Below are 16,557 nucleotides of genomic sequence, written 5' to 3'. Positions count from 1 at the left end.
TGGGATTGTCAGCCAGTTCGGGCTCTCTCTGATTCAGGGTCAAGTCTGTCGATCCAATCGTGGGGGGATCCTTAATGGCGAGCGCGGCCCTGGGCACGACACTGCGGCAGATTCATCGGCTCCTCAGTGAGGGGAGCCTTGCCGGCTTATCCGACGAGCAGCTTTTGACGCGGTACGTCGCCGAGCGCGACGAGGCCGCTTTCGAGGCGGTCGTGGCTCGCCACGGACCGATGGTCGTCGGCGTCTGCCGATCGATCTTGCGGGACGAGCACGCCGCCGAAGACGCCTTCCAGGCCACGTTTCTCGTCCTTGCTCGAAAGGCCAACGCGATCTCGGACCGCGACTCGCTGGGGGGATGGCTTCATCGGGTCGCGTACCGGATCGCCGTCGCCGCGGGTGTCGAACGGCAACGAAGGCGGCAAGCGGAGGCGTCAGCCTCCGTCCTCTCTGATCGCTCCGAAGGCAGGGGCGATTGGCATTCGGTATTGCACGAGGAGATCGACCGACTCCCGGAGGTTCTCCGCGCTCCGATCGTGCTCTGCTACCTTCAGGAGTTGACCTATGAGCAGGCCGCACAGCAACTTTCCTGGACGGTGCCGACACTCCGCTCTCGGCTCGCCAAGGCTCGAGGGAAATTGCGGAGCCGATTGATCCGCCGAGGTCTGATCGGGGCCGTCGGGCTGCTCGGGGGGCTGGCCGATGCGCGCTGGGCAATCGCGGCGATTCCCGCTCATTGGATTCGTCGGGTGGTGAGCAATGCGGCGGGAGCCCCTGCGGTTTCGGGAACAGCCGTGACGTTGGCTTCGGCGATGCTCCGGACCATGGCGTTCTCCCGTACAAAGGGGTTCGCGATCGTTGCGGTGAGTGCGGCGGTCACAATGGCTTCATTCGGGTTGCTTGCCGCGAGTTTCCAGGGGAATGGCAAGGGCCTGGCCCAAGAGCCGGTGAACAAGGTCTTGCCGCGTGTCATACCTCCTCCCGTATCCCCCCCGGTTAGGCCAACGCGGGACATGCCGGGCGCGACGGTTGAGGTTCGCGGCCAGGTTGTCGACCCGGCGGGAAAGCCCGTTGCCGGGGCGTCCCTTCGAATCGACCAGTACGTGACCGGACTCGCTAAACCAGCGGAAGGTGGCGAACCCACGGCGAAGAGCGGCACTGATGGTCGGTTCACGCTTACTGTGCCACGGGACGTGATCGACATGCTTTCCCAGGGACTTGCCCGTCGAGCTTCCCGGGTTGTCGCCTCCGCTTCTGGGTTTGGCCTCGGTTGGGCAGAGGCCGGGTCCAGGTCGGACAACGTGCACGACGTCACCATTCGTATGGTCGAGGATGACGTCCCACTCGAAGGCCGAGTGCTTGACCTGGAGGGACGGCCGATCGCCGGCGCTTTGGTCCGGACCTCGGACGTCTTCGATCCTCCCGGCAGGGATCTCTCTCCTTGGATCGAAACATTCAAGAACGGTGTGAATGGTCCTTACGACGGCCTCGATTCGATGCCTTTGCAATTGACCAGGACCACAGGTCCGGACGGCCGCTTCCGCCTTGATGGGGTCGGGAGGGAGCGGGTCGTCATGTTCACGATCTTTGGACCCACGATCGAGCTTACCCGCGGTTTCGCGATGACCAAAGAGACCCCGCCGATTCGCGCGGCGAACCCGCGCATCATTGCCCCAAAGACTGTTGTCTATCACGGCTGCCGATTCGATTACATCGCTGCCCCTGGTCGAGTGGTCACGGGAGTCGTGCGCGACCAGGATACCGCTGCGCCTTTGGTAGGCGTGGAGATCCACGGTATGTCTTTCGATTCTTCCAACCTCGCCTATTACAAAGAGGTCAATGCGATTAGCGACGAGCAAGGTCGTTACCGTCTTGTCGGACTCGGCCAGGCGGATCACTATCGACTTTTCGCAACGCCGGGCCAAGGGCAACCCTATCCCACGGCAGAATTCATCGAGAAGTCTACTGCCTTCGGTTCGCAATCGGCGATCATTGACCTCAGGCTCAAGCGAGGAATCCTCGTACGGGGTCGGGTGACCGACAAGGCTACCGGAAAACCCCTTGTGGCGAGCGTCGTATCTTTCGCGTTGCGCGACAATCCCCATGTCAAAGATTTTCCCGCCTTTGGCAAAGCGTACGAGCCAAGAGCCTATACCGACGCAGAGGGTCGGTTTGAAATCGCCGCCCTGCCTGGGCCTGGGATTCTGGCCGCTCGGGGCTACTCCGATGGTTACCTTTCCGGCGTTGGCGCTGAGGCGATTCCTGGGATGAATTCAGGCCTCTCCGTTTCGGCGCTCCCCCATGATGTTTCGCCGAGTCATTATCATGTTTTCGCCTCGCTGGATTTCGAGCCAGGGGCCGAACCGGTGACGTGCGACATGCAATGCGACCCTGGCCGGAGTCTTTCGGGGACGATTGTCGATCCCGAGGGTAAACCGATTACAGGGGTCTGGGCACACGGCTTAAAGCCAGTGCAAATCATCAATCACCCTGCCTTGGAGACGGACCAGTTCCAGGCGATTGCCCTCGACTCGAAGCATCCCCGTCGTCTCTACTTCTTCCACGAGGGTCGCGGGCTGTCAGGTTCCGTCGTAGTCAAGGGGACTGAGTCGGGTCCTCTCGTCGTCCAACTCCAACCGCAAGGGGTGATCACCGGTCGGATCGTCGACGACGACGGGGAGCCGAAGACGAGACTGGAGTTGCGGAGCTTCAATAAACCCGAACTCAACCTTCTTCGTGGCGATATTCTGAAAGGAGGTAGGGTCGATTCCGAAGGTCGATTCCGCCTCGTCGTCGTCCCCGGGCTCGCCTACGGGGCGAGTGCGATCACGGAGCAGTCGCCGGGTGTACGTGTCCGACTGTTTGAAGCCGAGAATCTTGGGCCGGGAGAGATCCGGGATCTGGGCGACCTGCGGTTCAAACAGCCTCCTGGCCAATAAGTCGGCACTCCGATCCGAAGGTTTTCCGGCCGTACCTATCGACGGATCCGTGGTGCTCGCTGGAGCCATTGGAGAACGTTTCGATTTTTAATTTCAATATTATGTTTTTAATAAAAAAATAATTGCACGATTTTTTCGGTAATGTGTTATTGGGTTATGGGAAAAGGGCCGTCCACGTCAATGTGCGGGCCGATCGCGGGTTTGCTCGAAGCCGGCGGCGAGGAGTTTGGGGGCGAGCGTTTTGAAGGCCGAGGCAAGGTCGATCATCCGGGGATTGATCAAGATGTGATGAAAGAGGCGGCAGAGCAGGATCCGGCGGTCGAAGCGACGGTGCCAGGCCGCGCGATAGTCACGCTGAAGGGAGACAAGGGAAGCATCGACGGCCAGGGCGGCGGTGACGAACGGGGCCAGGGTTTCGCCGCCGAGGAGGGCCATCGTCATCCCCTGGCCCCCCAGGGGGTCGATCGTGCCCTGGCAGTCGCCCGTGTAGAAGATGCCGGGTAAGTGGGGGGTTGAGGCCTCGACGCGGACTCCTGCGACGGTTTTCCAAGGGCCGGTCGGCTGGCAGGTTTCCCAGAGGCGTGTCAGGGCGGGGTTGGCCGCGAATAGGTTGTCGGCCAGGCGGTCGAGCTGACCGCGATGAGTGCGGAGTGCCGACTCGGGGAGCAAGGCGCAGAGGTTCGTCAGCCCGCCTTCGATTCGACAGGTGCCGCCGTATCCTCCGGGAACGAGATGAAGGCCGACCGTGCCGACAGGTTCGGCCGCGGCACCGGGTACGTTCAAGTGGCGCTTCATGCCGAAGAGGCGGGGGCGGAATCGGCTTCGAGTTCGGGTGGTCCCGGTCTGGCGGACGAGGCTCGAGTGGCGGCCTTCCGCGGCGACTGTTACGGTCGCGCGGAGCTCGAAGGGGGGGCCTCCACCTCCTGCTCCCCGCGCCTGGACTCCGACGACGCACCCTTGGTGGACGACCGGGCCGGTCACTCTGGCTTCTTCGAGGATCTCGACGCCCGCCGCGCGGGCATGTTGGACGAGCAGATTGTCGAGCACCGATCGGCCCAGGCCGATTCCAGGGAGGCCGTCAAGGCCGGTGAACTCCGCCTCGAGCACCCGAGCACGCGGCGTGGTAAGTCGGACGCGATGGATGGGTTCATAGCCTGATCGTTCGACATCTCGAGTCAGGCCGAGGCGATCGAGCACCTCCCAGGCTTCGGGGCTGAGGAACTCCCCGCAAAGCTTCTCGCGAGGGAACCGCGCGGGGTCGAGCAGGGCCACCCGGGCTCCCGAGCGGGCCAGCCGGAGCGCGAGCGATCCCCCGGCCAGGCCGGCGCCTGCGATGATCACGTCAAACGGCTGGGAGATGTCGAAGGGCATAGAGTCTTGGGACAGAAGCAAAAATGATTCCGCAGCAGTATTTTGGAAGTTCTCACGTCAGCGAGAGGCGATTCGTCGACCCACGAGGGCGAGTTGGAAGCCGGCGTAGGTGCGGACCGTCCATGAGAAGGAGGGGAGGCGACGGCCCAGGTCGGTGAGTTCGTCGGCGGTGAAGCCGCGAAGGACGGAGAGGGGGCCGTCGTAGCGGACCAGGCGATTGCGGGTCAGGAGCCGGCTCCAGGCGATGAATCCCCAGTAGGCGAGCCAGTGGCGCTGAATGTCGAGCACGATCACTCGGCGCCCGGCGACGCGGGCCATCTCTGAGATCAGGCGCGTCAGTCCGTCGGCATGGAAGTGGTGTGCGAACTTGACCGCCGTGACCAGATCGATCGAGCCATCGGCGAACGGCAGGCGGAGGGCATCTCCCTGGATGATGTCGAGCGATTGGGATGGCGATTGTCTGTGGGCCAGCGCGACTGCCGTGGGGTCGCGGTCGAGCCCGAGCACGCGGTTCGGAATGCGTTGCCGCTCCAATCGCGTCTGTAAGGCTTGGGGAAGGTCGCCCGAACCCGAGCCGACGTCGAGGATCGAAACCGGTCGGCCGTCGCGAGGCTCCTCGTCGAGGAAACGCTGAAGCTCGCGGCCCAGCGAGCGCAGGTTCCCGAGCTGCCGGTTAACGCGTCGGAGAACTTGGTAGGCCTGGGCTACCTCGGACTCGGGCAGGCCGGGGGCGTCCATCAATTCGGGGTCAATCGAACGAACCGGGGTCCACGACCAAGGCATATGAACGAGGCCGCTCCCTCTCTTCTAGATTTGGTCGTAGCGTCCTGGATGGCCGGCCGGCATGAATCAAGCAAACAAAGGCAAGATTTTAGCGGGGGACGACGGGCGGGGCAGGGCGGGGCATCGGCCGGCGTCCTGACTTGGCTGCCAGTACGGTTAGGCTTCCGACCCAGATCAGGAAGACCAAGAGGGCCGCCATGAATCTTCGACGGCGAGCGTCCATTACATGAATCCCGTTCTGGTTTTTGAGCGTGAAGAGGACGCGAGCCGTTCCCGTCTCCAGGCCAAGAAAAGGCCTGTTGAGCCGTGGCCACCCGACGAAGAGGGCTCCGTTTTCAGGCCACCTCGTCGAGCGCCATGACGTAATTACGTCTCAGGGCTTCGTCGAATGTAAACACGTTATCGAAGTCTGCACGCGAGTCGGTCGGAGTCTTCTCAAGGTCGCCCGAGGCGATCAGGTTATAAACGATTTCGCCGATATCGGAAGTCGACCGGATATTCCAGAGGGCGAGGACGGAGATGGCCATGAGTCCGTAATGGTCGAGTGCCAGGCGGCGCGCCCCCTCGCAGAGTTCGCGTCCGGTGACGTGACGCGACGCGGCCAGCCCTTTTTTCGGGGCTTTGCCACGGGGTTGGACCCGTGCTCGCGATTTCTTCTTGTCGATCTTGGTGGATTCTAGCGCTTCGAGAACGAAGGCATACGCCTGGATGGGATACCGAGGGTCACGAGAAAGGACCTCGGCCAGATCATCGCGAAGGCTCATGAGAACGCCCCCCATGGCTCTGGTCGCAAGAACAGGTCAAGGTTCAATGCGATCGTCGTCCTCATCCTTGAGGGGCCGCGCCTTCGACTTCTCGACACCGAGGATCTCGTCGGAGGAAACGACGATCCGGCGACGGTCTTCGAACTCGACAACCACTTTCTGGGCAAGAACTTCCAGAGCCAAAACCCGGCCCTGACCACGATGGGTAACAACCTTCGAGCCGACGGCCGGCAATTCGTGCTCGAGGGCTTGGTAAGTATCAAACTCGTACCGTAAGCAGCACTTAAGCCTACCACAGCGTCCTGAAATCTTCGAGGGGTCTAGCGTGGTTTTTTGAATCTTCGCCATTCGCATCGAGACGGGCGGCATCCGAGAGAGGTGGGTATTGCAGCAGACCGGCTTGCCGCAGTCGCCATAGTCGGCCAGGAGCTTGGCCTCGTCGCGGACGCCGATCTGGCGCATCTCGATCCGGGTTTGCAGCGTCCGGGCCAGGTCTTTGACCAGGTCGCGGAAGTCGACTCGCTTCTCCGACAGGTAGTAGAAAACGATGCGCTCGCGGCCGAAGATCATCTCGACGTCGATCAGGTCCATCTGGAGCCGTCGTTTGGCGATGAATTCGCGACAGGCGGCAAACCCGGCTTCACGCCACTCGGGAAGCTTGGATTCCGCCTCGAGATCCTCGGGCGCGGCTGTCCGGATGATCTCGCCCCGATACGGATTCTCCAGAAACGCGGCTGTTCGGTCGGTCGCGGGGCCGAGCACTTCCCCGATCTCTGTGCCGCGATCGCTCCGGAGCACCACGCGCTGGCCGCGAGGATGCTCCAGGCCGGCCATGCCCGTGAACTCGCCGAGGAAACGCATCTGGCCGTAGCGAACGACGTAACTGCTCATGTCGCAAGGCTCTTGGTGGTGCGGGAGGGACTCTCCCAGGTGACCCCTGAAAGACGAAAAGGGGGGCATGGCGTCCCCCTTCGTGATTGTCCCGATTCCCGATCGCCCGAATGCGGAATGTGCATACTATAGCCCGGCCGCCGGCTGTGAATCGACCTCAGTTGGCCTTGAATCGCGACGATTTCCGTGGCAGAGGGGGTTGAAGGGCCGTCAGTCTCGCAGCCGCCAGCGCTGGACGCGGAAGAGCCCCTGGCGGTCGGTCCAGGTCGCCTCTTCAGCGAATCCGGCCCGATCGGCCAAATCGGCGAGGCCGTCGAGGGAATACTTGTGCGAATTTTCGGTGTGGATCATTTCCCCGGCGGCGAAATCGACCGTGAGCGCGGCCCCTGGGATTCGGACAGTTTGCGCTACCCGGCTGACGAGATGCATCTCGACCCGGCCGAGATCGGGCCGATAGACCGCGCGGTGGGCAAACCGATCGAGGTCGAAGTCGGCCCCGAGCTCGCGGTTGATTCGCGTTAAGAGGTTCAGGTTGAACCGTGCGGTGATCCCCGCAGCATCATCGTAGGCGGCTTCAAGGGTCGCCGCGTCCTTGGCCAGGTCGGTGCCGAGCAGCAGGCGGTCGTCCTCACCCATGGCCGCAGCCACCTGGGTGAGTAGCTCACAGGCCTCGTCGGCGGCGTAGTTGCCCAGGCTCGAGCCGAGGAAGACCCAGAGCCGGGGGCCTGGAATCCGCTCGGGGAGGGTCGCCAGGGCATCGCGGTAGTTGGCTACGTAGCCGGTCACGCGAACTGCCGAGAAGTGGCGGACCAGGGCTTGGGCCGACTCGATCAAGGGGGCCGGCGAGACGTCGATTGGGACGTAGTGTAGTTTACTGTAACGGTTTATGGCCGCCGCTATCAACCACCTTGTTTTTGAGGAGCTGCCGCTGCCGAGCTCGATCATCGCGGGATCCCGCGACCAACCGGCCACCATCTCGTCCGCGTGCTCGCGAAGGATCGCGTCCTCCGTGCGCGTCAGGTAGTACTCAGGCAACGCGCAGATCGCTTCGAAGAGTTGCGAGCCGACCTCGTCGTAGAAGTAGGTCCAGGGGAGCGTCCTCGGTCGGGCGTCGAGTCCGAGGCGAACCGCTTCCGCCAGCGTTTCCGTCTCGGTTTCCTGCGGTGCTGAGGCCCTCTCGATCGTCAGCCGTTTCGGCCTGACTCCCGGCGCAATTTCAAATGGCAAGAGACACCTCAAAGCGCAATGTGATCCGATCCCTTGGGAAACGAACGTCCCCCCACCAGAAGCAAGAGGCGCGCCAACTCTGGCAAAAGAACCACGAACTGGCAAGATAGTAGGATTTTGGCAGGAGGCTGCGCTTTATCAAACAGCGGATTCCCTTCTGAGGCGAGCGGGGAGCGGATCGCTCCCTGTCTTTGCTTTTTTGATCTTTGGCGTCGCATCACAAAAAGACAGGAGGCGATCCGCTCGCCTTTTGGGCGAGCGAAATTTCCTTTGTCCTTTTTTCAGGAGGGGTCGACGCGGAGAATCCGCTTGGTGATGTCGACGTTGACCGAGTCGTAGGGATGGATCAGGTTGCCGGTGTCGAAGATGGTTCGCATGGACTCGATGTCGTCGACGCCGAGGGCGTGATTGAAGATGGTCCGCAGGTACTCGATCCCTTTGGCGGAGGGTTGGAAACGCGTGGGGTCGTAGAAGCTGGGGGAGAGGGGGCGTGCGTGGATGTTGCCCCAGTGGTCACGCAGCTTGTTGGCGTCGATGCTGTCGAGGACGAAACCGCCGTTGCGGTATTGCAGGGTGGCCACGCAGTTATGGAGCCCTTGGAGGAGCAGTTCAACGGCCTTGCCGCCGAGCTGCGACGCGTAGAACCGGTCGAAGAGGATCGGTCGTCCGCCGCGCTGGGTGTGGCCGATCTTGCGGACGAAGATCGCGGCGTTGGCGCTTTCGTTCCGACGCTGGCGGGTGAAGAAGGCATCGCCGATCTGATCGACGAGGAGGCGCTTGACCGCCTGGGCGGCTCCCGTGTACTGGATATTGCCGGCCGGGTCCTGGCTGGCGCTCATGGCGCCGAGGATTTGTCCCTGGGTGTCGACGATTCCTTCGGAGACGCAGAGGACGGCGTGTTTCTGGACGTCGAGGACGGCGTGTACCTGATCTACCAAGGGGCCTGCTTCGACGGGTGACTCGGGGACGAGGATGATATCGGGCTGACCGTAGGCGGTGGCCAGCGAGATCATGCCGCAGTCGCGCCCCATCACCTCGATGATGGCGATTCGCCGGTGGCTCTCGGCCGTGGTCCGGATCCGCTGGACGCTGAGCGACGAGACGTACACGGCGGTGGCGAAGCCCGGCGTGACGTAGTTGATCATGTCGTCCAGACCGAACGCACGCTCGGGCCGTTTCTTCGTGACGTAGCCCTTGGGGTGGCTGCTGTCCGGCTCGCGATACCAATCGCTCGCCTCGTTGGAATAGTTGAGCCCGAGGTCGTTGTCGATGGTTTTGGGGGCCAGGACGACCGGCAGGTGATTGCTGAGCGGCTGCATGCCGTTGAGCGTGCCGTCGCCGCCGACACAGACCAGGCCATCGACCTTGAGCTGCTTGAGCCGTTCGGCCACCCGCCCGATCGTCTCGGTGTCGGCGGAGTCAACGTAGTCGCGCGATGCACCTAGGATCGTTCCTCCGCGGGTTGGATCCAGCTCGGGGATCGCCTGGAAGAGGGGGTTGAGGTGAACGTGGGGGACTTGCGGATTCAGCAGGCCGCTAAATCCTTTGATGATGCCGAACACTTCCACGCGAGCCTGGTTCGCTCGCTGGACCGCTCCGGCAATCGTTGCGTTAAGCGCAGGGGTATCACCCCCCGCTGTGAGGATACCGATTCGCTTCATTGTCTTCCTCTCATCAAGACGCCGATTACGAAAAGACTTGTACGTCGGGATCCGCGGCGCGGAGGGGAGAGGAATCGCCGTCCGATCGCCTCCACAACGAGGTCCGGTGGGCCCCATTGCATCACAAGCAGATCGATTGTAGCGAAGATCGCCCGAAGTGGGCAGAGGGGCGAGTCCAGGCTTGCTCACGCCCTTGATTTGGGGGCGTGAGCGTCGATGAGCTGGAGCCTCTCCCTTCGTGCCACGGTTACCACAGCCAGAGGGTGGTATGACCCTACGGCCGCAAACGGGCTCAGGAAGAGGGTGGAGGACTTGGCTCGTTGACGAGGATCAGCGACCGGCCGTCTTCCATCTCGACCCGGTCGCCAAGGGCCATCTTCCTTCGTTTGCGGAGCTCAACCTCACCGTTGACGCGGACCATGCCTTCGGAGATCAAGGCCTTGGCCTCGCCCCCGTGCATGACCCAGTTGGCGAGCTTGAGGACTTGCGTCAGATTGATCGCACGATCACCGACGTTGAGCGGGTCGACCATTAGCGTTTACTCGTTCCCACTTGCTGGAGCTCTTTTTCAATCTTGTCAGCGATGGCGCGGCCGATTTTCTCTTCGCCCTTGTCGAAGAGTTCGCCCAGCGACGGCGTCGCGTCATCGGCACTCTTCAACTTGGAGCGGGCCGTATCACGGGCCTGGTCGCGCACCCCCTTGACTTCGTCGACGATTGCGCGGGTGTATTTGGCCTTCTTCTTCTCGATCAGGTCACCGATCACCGATTTCGAGCGATCGACCTCTTGCAGTTGGGAGCGGGCCGCTTCGCGGGCCTGGTCGCGCACACCTTCGACTTCATCGGTGATCGCACGGCTGAGCTTCGCCTTCTCCCCCGCGATCAGGTCGCCGGCCGGCGGCGTCGAGCGATCGACGGCCCTCGACTTGTCGAGGCGATCCCTCAACAACGGCCTGCGGGCGGCCGGTGCCGGCTCCGGATCCGGCAGGGGAGCGTTCTCGGTCTCATCGGCCAGCTTATCCGTGTCAGGAGCGACGTCATGCCAGAACGGAGCGAGCACCCGGCGCGCTTCACTGGGCAAGACCGGGCCAAGCGTCTCCATGACGTTCCCCACCAGCTTTCCCGTCGGACTCGCAAAGATCGGGCCGCGCGTCTGTGGGGCAAGACTGACGACGAACAGGGTCACGATCAGACCGAGCAAGGCCCCTTCAACGGCACCCAGCATCATGCCGAGGTGGCGGTCGAAGGCCTCGAATTGCAGTTTTCGCAAGGTCGCCCGCACGATCCAGGCCACCAGGAAGACACCGCCGGAGACGGCGGCGTAGATGACGATCATCGACAACGCCCGTGCCACCACCGGCTCGCCCGGGAAGTGCGGGGCCAGTTGCTCTGAGAGCGTTCGCGAGGACGTATAGCCGAGCACCAGCGAGGCAATGCTGGCCACTTGCCAGGTGATTCCTCTCCAGAACCCCCAGACGACTCCCGCGATCACCGCGCTAATCATTGCCACGTCGTAGATCGTCATCCCTGATCTCCTAGGTCGTCGGCTCCATGTGTAGGGACCGATCTCCATCGGTCCGGCCGTATCGTAGCCGACCCTCCCCAAGCCGAAAAGAGACGTTTCTCGGAGTCGTCTTGCTCTTATGCCTAATGTTTCTATCTTTTGTATTGTCCCACTTGAAGAGGCATTGGCCATGGAGGGTGGGAGGTCCAACCTCTTGGATTAAACCAGCCGACCTGAGACAATTTTCTCCGGGTGGGGAGAACGACCGACGCCAGCCTCTTTTTTTTTCGAGACGACTTCACCTGCGAGACCGATCACCATGGCCTTTGCACGCATTGATTTATCCGGAACCCTTGGCGCGATCGCTTTCCTGACATTGCTTGCTTCGTTCGCAGCGGCCGACGAACCCACGCTCGAGTCGCGGCTGAAGCCTTTGATCCAGGCCCACAAGGGGAAGGTCAGCGTTGCGATCAAAAACCTCGAAACAGGGGAATCCTTCCTCTACCACGAGGATGATCCGATGCCGACGGCCAGCCTGATCAAGCTGCCGATCATGATTGAGAGCTACCGCCAGGCGGAGGAGAAGAAGATCGACCTGGGGGAGATGCTCACGCTCAAGCAGTCGGACAAAGTTCCCGGGTCGGGGATCTTAACGGATCATTTCTCGGCCGGTGCGAAATTCCCGCTGGTCGATGCTATTCACCTTATGATCGTCTACTCCGACAATACTGCCACGAACCTGGTGCTCGACAAGATCGGGATTGGGTCGACTGCTGCCTTCATGGAGAAGCTGGGTTACCCGAACACCAAGGCCCACTCCAAGGTCTTCCGCCGCGACACGTCGGTCTTCCCCGAGCGAAGCAAGAAGTTCGGCCTGGGCAGCACGACCGCCGCCGAAATGATCCGCCTCTGCGAGTCGCTGCAAAAAGGGGAACTGGTCAGCAAGGAAGCGAGCGAGGCGATGCTCAAACACTTGCGGGCCTGTGACGATAAGGACAAGTTTCCTCGATTCTTGCCCCCGGATACGAAGATCGCGTTCAAGACAGGGAGTGTCGACTCTTCGAAGACCGCGGCCGGGATCATCGAATGCGGCCAGGGGCCGGTCGCTGTCTGCGTCATGACCGACGAGAACGAGGACAAACGGTGGGTGGCTGACAATGCGGGGAACCGGCTTTGCGCCGAGGTGGCCCGCGTTGTCTTCGAGCACTTCAAGAAGGACAAAGAGGACGCCCCTGCATCGAAATGACCTGACGGGTGCGATAGGTTTGAGTACGGGACCCGTCGCACCCCACTTCCCTCGTTGCCGGGGTCAAATCGACGATTGAGAGATTCAATCAAGGGAGGCCCGATGGGATTCCTCGACACGTTGCGACGTGCTCTGACCGCCGCCCCCGCATCTCCGAGCGAGGAGTCGGCAATCCCTCGGGCGATTGGGCCGGGGGGGATCGTTGAGGAGTCGGGGGCGGACGCGGGCTCGACTGCTCCTCACGCCTCGGCGGGTCAATACGACCGTGCCCAGTGGCACAAGAAGCTCAAGCGGATTCTCGACGAGTTGCCCGCCTCAAAGCCGGAGTGGGACGTCTTGATGTACGAGGCCCGCGCCCTGGAGCTTGACCCCGAGTGGGTGGCCCAAGCTCAGCATGAGGAGTTTCTCCTCCTGGTCCGCCGCGTCGTTTCGGATCGGATCGTCACCGAGTCGGAGCACCGTAAGCTCGACCTCGCCCGCGAGTTGCTCGGGGTCTCCGAGGCCCAGGCAGAAGTGGCAGTTCACGCGATCGTGGCCGAGGCGGAGTCATTCTTTGGCAAGCCGGTTCGCGACGTTTGAGTTGTCGACGTCCGCCCGGATCACGTCGGGCAGAGCCTGCGGCTTGCCTTCCCGGTCGACGCACGCCAGGGTGGAATGCCCCTCGGCCAGGAGCATGCCGTCGCGGAAGACCTGGTACTGGTGAACGACCTTGACGTGAGTGACGCGCGATACTGTCGTCCGGATCGTCAGCAGGTCGTCGTAATAGGCTGGCTTCTTGAACTTGCAGCCGATCTCGACGACGACGAGCAGGTGCCCTGAGTCTTCGAGGTCGCGGTACGAGACGCCCCGCTCCCGGAGCAGTTCGGTCCGACCCATCTCGAAATAGACGATGTAGTTGGCGTGGTGCAACAGCCCCATCCGGTCGGTCTCGGCGTAGCGCACCCGGACCTGGGTCTCGTGGCTCTGGCTTCGGTTCTCCGACATGCTTCGATAACCTTTCCCTTGGGTGCGTTCGAGGGGAGGGACGCGCCCCTCCGAGGGCACCCCGCAGACTCAGTTCTGATCTAGGCTTCGGCCGGACGGGACGTCATTTGCGACTCACGGATCCCTCGTCGGCGAGTTGAGCCGTGGGGGGTTCCGTGGGGCCAGGCCGGGTGATGATGACCGGGGGGTAGGGGTCGTAGGGCCATTCTTCGCGGCTGGGGCTTTCCGGGCGGAACTCGTGCGCGATCCAGCGCCGAAACTGCTCGGGCGAGTGGACGAGCTTGCCGTTTCGAAGCCATTGCTCGTAGCGGTCGAGGTGCCGCTCCATCACGGCTCCATCTCCCGCCTTGATGTAAAGGTAGGTGAGCGAAAACTGGCGTCTCGCGTCGGCGAGCGACCCGCCCGGGCGAAGCAGTTCGGCGATCGCCGAGACCAGGCCCGTTCGTTCCGACCCCCACTGGCAGTGGATCAAGATGGGATAGGTGCACGTATCGAGGACGTTAATGATGGTCCGCGCCTGGTTTCGCGACAGCCACATGTCGGAAGCCATGGCGAGGTCGATCTGAGTCGCTCCGGCATTGAGCGTCGTTGCGCGTTCGGCGGGATACCAGGCCTGTTCGGGGTTGGCTCCGCGTAGGTTCAAGACGGTCTTGATCCGATGGTCACGCACGGTCCGGGCGAGGTTGGCCGCCGGCATTTGACCCGAGCGGAAGATTCGCTCGCTCTGAACCACGTCGAGGTTGTTCTTCCAGACCCGGACCCCCACGAACGTCGCCGCGAGAACGGCCGCTGCCAGGATTGGCCGGACGACCCACTTCCGAACTTGGCCCGCTCGCATGATCGACGTCTCTCCGTGATAGAGTCCCCGCGCTTTGGGCTGCGGCAAACGCCTCGATCAGCCGGCGGTCTTCGTGGTCGAGGCTGGGCCGGGCCCAGGGAAAACTCGCCACCTCGCGCCAGGCCTGGGAGGCCGTCCAGCCTTCGTGGCGGATCCGATAGGCGGCATGGACGAGGCTGGTGCGGTGATGGCCGGCCACGCAGTGGAAGAAGGCCGGCTGTCGCCTGGAGTCGGCCAGTAAGTCGGCCGCCTCGGCCATCTGTTCGAGTGTCGCTCGCGACCCGCGCATCGGCACGATGATCCAGTTGACCCCGGTCTCGCTCACTACCTTCGCCTGGGCGACGTACTTCGGGTCGTCGCGATTGATCGCGGTCAAGCTGACGATGGTTCGGATCCGTTCCCGCTCGATGACCCGTCGGAGTGGACCCGGGCGCTGCCAGGCTCCACGGACCAGCCGCCCCGGCTCGATCACCGCGACTCGCTTCTCCAGCAGGTCGTCACGGAAGAATGCAGTGCCCAACCCCAGCGTGGTCGGTACTCCGAGGAGCGTCAGGACAATCGCGCGACGGCGCTTCACTCGCAAAGGCTCCTTCCCTTTTTCCCTTGACGCGAACGGCAGGATCCCTCGGGAAACTCGCCGGACGTTAAGGTCGTCGGGATTGTAGCCCGCCCGACCTCCGTGACAACCCCAACCCCGGTGTGGCCCTCGCACGCGGTTGAGCCGTCCTCTCATCAGGGGTCTTCGGTCAGGGCTGCTTGGCTTTACAGTGGACACACTCCGTGTCCTTTACTGCCTCAGCCGAAGCTTTGACGACGTTAGTCTCGACCCCCTTGTCGTCGACGGGGAGCTTCTTGGCCTCGGCCAGGAGCTTGAGGGCCTTGCATCGAGTCATGTCGTTGGGGTCGATGTAGAACTGCGGCGTGGCCGATGCCAGGGCGGCGAATCCGTTGGCCCCTTGCGGCCCATCGGCCGTCTTTCGCTTGTAGATGATCCGGCTCTCGAGGATCGGGATCGAGTCTTTCTGCTCGACCGAACGGGTCTCGGCCAACTTTCCGAGCTTGATCATCTGGTCGAGTGCCTTGAAGCTTGGCTCGGTGGCGATCTCCGTCTTCCTGCCCGAGTCGAGCGACCGCTGCCCCTCGACCACCTCTTCGGAGCGAACGATCTCGTAGCCGTCGGGGAAGTGCCGGCTCATCAGCTCTTCCGCCTGCGCCTGGAAGTTCTTACGCCCGAACTTCGTGTTCTGAGGGATGCCGATCACGCCGAATTGGCCGTCCTGATAGACGTAACGCGCGTCGGGTTGCATGGCGCAGCCGGATGCCAGGCTGAGCAAGCCAACCAGAGCGATCGTGAGCCGGATCGACCGTTGCATTCCCGTTGACCTCATTCTCATCGCTCGATAAGACGACGATGAGCCCATGCCGTTTGGAGCGGACAACGCTCTGATCTGATCGCCGGCTAGGATGAAGGTCAAAAGAGGGGGAAATCACGGCGACTCGGGCGTTCACCGCCCAAGAATAGAAGTGATCGTGCACCTTGTAGGAGATTCGATCGCGACCGTCAAGCACAACTTGCCGGGGCAAAAGCTCAGGGGTGGCTCGTGAGGGATTCCAGGGTGGTGGTTCGGCCAATACCTTTGTATTCCCCTCTTTTCACACTGTCGCGGACCGGTTTGCGAAACGCTCGTTTTTTTAGGAGAGAACCTCGATCACGAAGCCGCCCGGGGCCAGGAAGTAGAAGGTCCAGGATCCATGAAATTTTTGAGGGGGATCCACCTCGAATCCATCGGCTTTCAGACGTTGGTTGATCTCGTTCACCCGCTCCGGGCTTTCCTGGATGAAGCCGATGTGGAATGTGTCGGGATATTTGACTTCGGCCCCCTGATTGAAGTTGCTCAGGGTGAGCACGATGCCGTTCTCGTCCCGCAAGAAGGCGATGTGGTCGTTCCCCGGCTTCCCTTCCGAATCGAGCCCAAAATACTTCTCGAGGAATTGCTTGGCCTTCTGGACGTCCGAGACGGCGAGGTTGAGGTGATTCAGAATCATTTGGAGAGCGCTCCACGAGGTTTGTGGTGCGGGGAGAGGTCCCGCCGCAGTCAATCGACGGGTTACGATATTTTAGGGGTGAGGACGGAGCAAGGGAACTCATGGCCGTCGTCGCGGGTCTTGCCCACCGACCTGGGGAGCGAGTGCGCTTCCCGGAAGGCCTCCTCACAATGAGCCCCGCCGGCCCTCTTTTTGAGTCATGGGGCCACGATTTTCGACCTACAGTTAGGTGGTCGCGAAAGCGGGTTCACGGAGGAACGATTGAGGGTTGGTACGCGTGAGGAGCGGATCCGTTCTATGACGGCGT

17 protein-coding genes are annotated in these 16,557 nt (G+C 62.3%); 3 read left to right on the top strand and 14 right to left on the bottom strand.

Annotated elements, in window-relative coordinates; all coding sequences use genetic code 11:
• The first annotated feature begins 74 nt into the window (after positions 1 to 74).
• Positions 75 to 2,936 (top strand): sigma-70 family RNA polymerase sigma factor, encoded by a 2,862-nt coding sequence (locus tag SINAC_RS34695; RefSeq protein ID WP_015250205.1) that lies wholly within the window; start codon positions 75 to 77, stop codon positions 2,934 to 2,936.
• 177 nt (positions 2,937 to 3,113) lie between these two features.
• Here SINAC_RS34695 and SINAC_RS34690 read toward each other — a convergent pair whose 3' ends face one another.
• The 9 genes from SINAC_RS34690 to SINAC_RS34655 all read right to left on the bottom strand — a co-directional run bounded on the left by SINAC_RS34690 (position 3,114) and on the right by SINAC_RS34655 (position 11,157).
• Positions 3,114 to 4,307: an NAD(P)/FAD-dependent oxidoreductase gene (locus tag SINAC_RS34690; RefSeq protein ID WP_015250204.1), complete on the bottom strand. Its 1,194-nt coding sequence runs from the start codon at positions 4,305 to 4,307 to the stop codon at positions 3,114 to 3,116.
• A 57-nt stretch (positions 4,308 to 4,364) separates the two neighbouring features.
• A complete protein-coding gene (locus SINAC_RS34685; RefSeq protein ID WP_015250203.1) occupies positions 4,365 to 5,090 on the bottom strand; it encodes a methyltransferase domain-containing protein in 726 nt (241 codons plus the stop codon).
• 88 nt (positions 5,091 to 5,178) lie between these two features.
• Positions 5,179 to 5,313: a hypothetical protein gene (locus tag SINAC_RS41630; protein ID WP_015250202.1), complete on the bottom strand. Its 135-nt coding sequence runs from the start codon at positions 5,311 to 5,313 to the stop codon at positions 5,179 to 5,181.
• A 112-nt stretch (positions 5,314 to 5,425) separates the two neighbouring features.
• Positions 5,426 to 5,854 (bottom strand): Minf_1886 family protein, encoded by a 429-nt coding sequence (locus SINAC_RS34680; protein WP_015250201.1) that lies wholly within the window; start codon positions 5,852 to 5,854, stop codon positions 5,426 to 5,428.
• 36 nt (positions 5,855 to 5,890) lie between these two features.
• Positions 5,891 to 6,745 (bottom strand): PSP1 domain-containing protein, encoded by an 855-nt coding sequence (locus SINAC_RS34675; protein ID WP_020466559.1) that lies wholly within the window; start codon positions 6,743 to 6,745, stop codon positions 5,891 to 5,893.
• A 210-nt stretch (positions 6,746 to 6,955) separates the two neighbouring features.
• Entirely contained in the window at positions 6,956 to 7,972 is a 1,017-nt protein-coding gene (gene egtD / locus SINAC_RS34670; protein WP_015250199.1) for an L-histidine N(alpha)-methyltransferase, read from the bottom strand.
• 281 nt (positions 7,973 to 8,253) lie between these two features.
• Complete coding sequence (locus tag SINAC_RS34665) at positions 8,254 to 9,633, bottom strand: 6-phosphofructokinase (RefSeq protein WP_015250198.1); 1,380 nt, start codon at positions 9,631 to 9,633, stop codon at positions 8,254 to 8,256.
• Positions 9,634 to 9,925: 292 nt separating this feature from the next.
• Positions 9,926 to 10,165: an RNA-binding S4 domain-containing protein gene (locus SINAC_RS34660; protein ID WP_015250197.1), complete on the bottom strand. Its 240-nt coding sequence runs from the start codon at positions 10,163 to 10,165 to the stop codon at positions 9,926 to 9,928.
• On the bottom strand, positions 10,165 to 11,157 hold the full coding sequence (locus SINAC_RS34655; protein WP_015250196.1) for a CvpA family protein: 993 nt from the start codon (positions 11,155 to 11,157) through the stop codon (positions 10,165 to 10,167). Before SINAC_RS34655 ends, SINAC_RS34660 begins: the two co-directional genes overlap by 1 nt.
• A 298-nt stretch (positions 11,158 to 11,455) precedes the next feature.
• On the opposite strand from SINAC_RS34655, the gene SINAC_RS34650 reads away from it, so the two are divergent.
• Both SINAC_RS34650 and SINAC_RS34645 read left to right on the top strand, forming a co-directional pair.
• Complete coding sequence (locus SINAC_RS34650) at positions 11,456 to 12,382, top strand: serine hydrolase (RefSeq protein WP_015250195.1); 927 nt, start codon at positions 11,456 to 11,458, stop codon at positions 12,380 to 12,382.
• 102 nt (positions 12,383 to 12,484) lie between these two features.
• Positions 12,485 to 12,961: a hypothetical protein gene (locus SINAC_RS34645; protein ID WP_015250194.1), complete on the top strand. Its 477-nt coding sequence runs from the start codon at positions 12,485 to 12,487 to the stop codon at positions 12,959 to 12,961.
• On the opposite strand, the gene SINAC_RS34640 is transcribed toward SINAC_RS34645, so the two are convergent.
• The 5 genes from SINAC_RS34640 to SINAC_RS34625 all read right to left on the bottom strand — a co-directional run bounded on the left by SINAC_RS34640 (position 12,929) and on the right by SINAC_RS34625 (position 16,250).
• On the bottom strand, positions 12,929 to 13,366 hold the full coding sequence (locus SINAC_RS34640) for an acyl-CoA thioesterase (RefSeq protein ID WP_015250193.1): 438 nt from the start codon (positions 13,364 to 13,366) through the stop codon (positions 12,929 to 12,931). The genes SINAC_RS34645 and SINAC_RS34640 overlap by 33 nt on opposite strands.
• Before the next feature lie 103 nt (positions 13,367 to 13,469).
• Complete coding sequence (locus SINAC_RS34635) at positions 13,470 to 14,063, bottom strand: tyrosine-protein phosphatase (protein ID WP_020466557.1); 594 nt, start codon at positions 14,061 to 14,063, stop codon at positions 13,470 to 13,472.
• Positions 14,029 to 14,781, bottom strand: coding sequence for a fused DSP-PTPase phosphatase/NAD kinase-like protein (locus SINAC_RS39310; RefSeq protein WP_020466556.1), 753 nt, complete (start codon positions 14,779 to 14,781; stop codon positions 14,029 to 14,031). Before SINAC_RS39310 ends, SINAC_RS34635 begins: the two co-directional genes overlap by 35 nt.
• A gap of 169 nt (positions 14,782 to 14,950) precedes the next feature.
• On the bottom strand, positions 14,951 to 15,577 hold the full coding sequence (locus SINAC_RS34630; protein ID WP_015250191.1) for a hypothetical protein: 627 nt from the start codon (positions 15,575 to 15,577) through the stop codon (positions 14,951 to 14,953).
• 319 nt (positions 15,578 to 15,896) lie between these two features.
• The gene (locus tag SINAC_RS34625; RefSeq protein WP_015250190.1) at positions 15,897 to 16,250 is read right to left on the bottom strand and encodes a VOC family protein; all 354 of its coding nucleotides are present in this window, start codon (positions 16,248 to 16,250) and stop codon (positions 15,897 to 15,899) included.
• Between the last annotated feature and the right edge of the window lie 307 nt (positions 16,251 to 16,557).

The organism is Singulisphaera acidiphila DSM 18658 (assembly GCF_000242455.2).
GTDB lineage: Bacteria > Planctomycetota > Planctomycetia > Isosphaerales > Isosphaeraceae > Singulisphaera > Singulisphaera acidiphila.
The sequence above is the reverse complement of the archived record's forward strand: the minus strand, read 5'-3'. Positions and strand labels throughout refer to the sequence as shown.

Coding starts and splice junctions, on each gene's coding strand:
- SINAC_RS34695 (WP_015250205.1), top strand. CDS start 75: ATGGCGAGCGCGGCCCTGGGCACGACACTGCGGCAGATTCATCGGCTC.
- SINAC_RS34690 (WP_015250204.1), bottom strand. CDS start 4,307: ATGCCCTTCGACATCTCCCAGCCGTTTGACGTGATCATCGCAGGCGCC.
- SINAC_RS34685 (WP_015250203.1), bottom strand. CDS start 5,090: ATGCCTTGGTCGTGGACCCCGGTTCGTTCGATTGACCCCGAATTGATG.
- SINAC_RS41630 (WP_015250202.1), bottom strand. CDS start 5,313: ATGGACGCTCGCCGTCGAAGATTCATGGCGGCCCTCTTGGTCTTCCTG.
- SINAC_RS34680 (WP_015250201.1), bottom strand. CDS start 5,854: ATGAGCCTTCGCGATGATCTGGCCGAGGTCCTTTCTCGTGACCCTCGG.
- SINAC_RS34675 (WP_020466559.1), bottom strand. CDS start 6,745: ATGAGCAGTTACGTCGTTCGCTACGGCCAGATGCGTTTCCTCGGCGAG.
- SINAC_RS34665 (WP_015250198.1), bottom strand. CDS start 9,633: ATGAAGCGAATCGGTATCCTCACAGCGGGGGGTGATACCCCTGCGCTT.
- SINAC_RS34660 (WP_015250197.1), bottom strand. CDS start 10,165: ATGGTCGACCCGCTCAACGTCGGTGATCGTGCGATCAATCTGACGCAA.
- SINAC_RS34655 (WP_015250196.1), bottom strand. CDS start 11,157: ATGACGATCTACGACGTGGCAATGATTAGCGCGGTGATCGCGGGAGTC.
- SINAC_RS34650 (WP_015250195.1), top strand. CDS start 11,456: ATGGCCTTTGCACGCATTGATTTATCCGGAACCCTTGGCGCGATCGCT.
- SINAC_RS34645 (WP_015250194.1), top strand. CDS start 12,485: ATGGGATTCCTCGACACGTTGCGACGTGCTCTGACCGCCGCCCCCGCA.
- SINAC_RS34640 (WP_015250193.1), bottom strand. CDS start 13,366: ATGTCGGAGAACCGAAGCCAGAGCCACGAGACCCAGGTCCGGGTGCGC.
- SINAC_RS34635 (WP_020466557.1), bottom strand. CDS start 14,063: ATGCCGGCGGCCAACCTCGCCCGGACCGTGCGTGACCATCGGATCAAG.
- SINAC_RS34630 (WP_015250191.1), bottom strand. CDS start 15,577: ATGCAACGGTCGATCCGGCTCACGATCGCTCTGGTTGGCTTGCTCAGC.
- SINAC_RS34625 (WP_015250190.1), bottom strand. CDS start 16,250: ATGATTCTGAATCACCTCAACCTCGCCGTCTCGGACGTCCAGAAGGCC.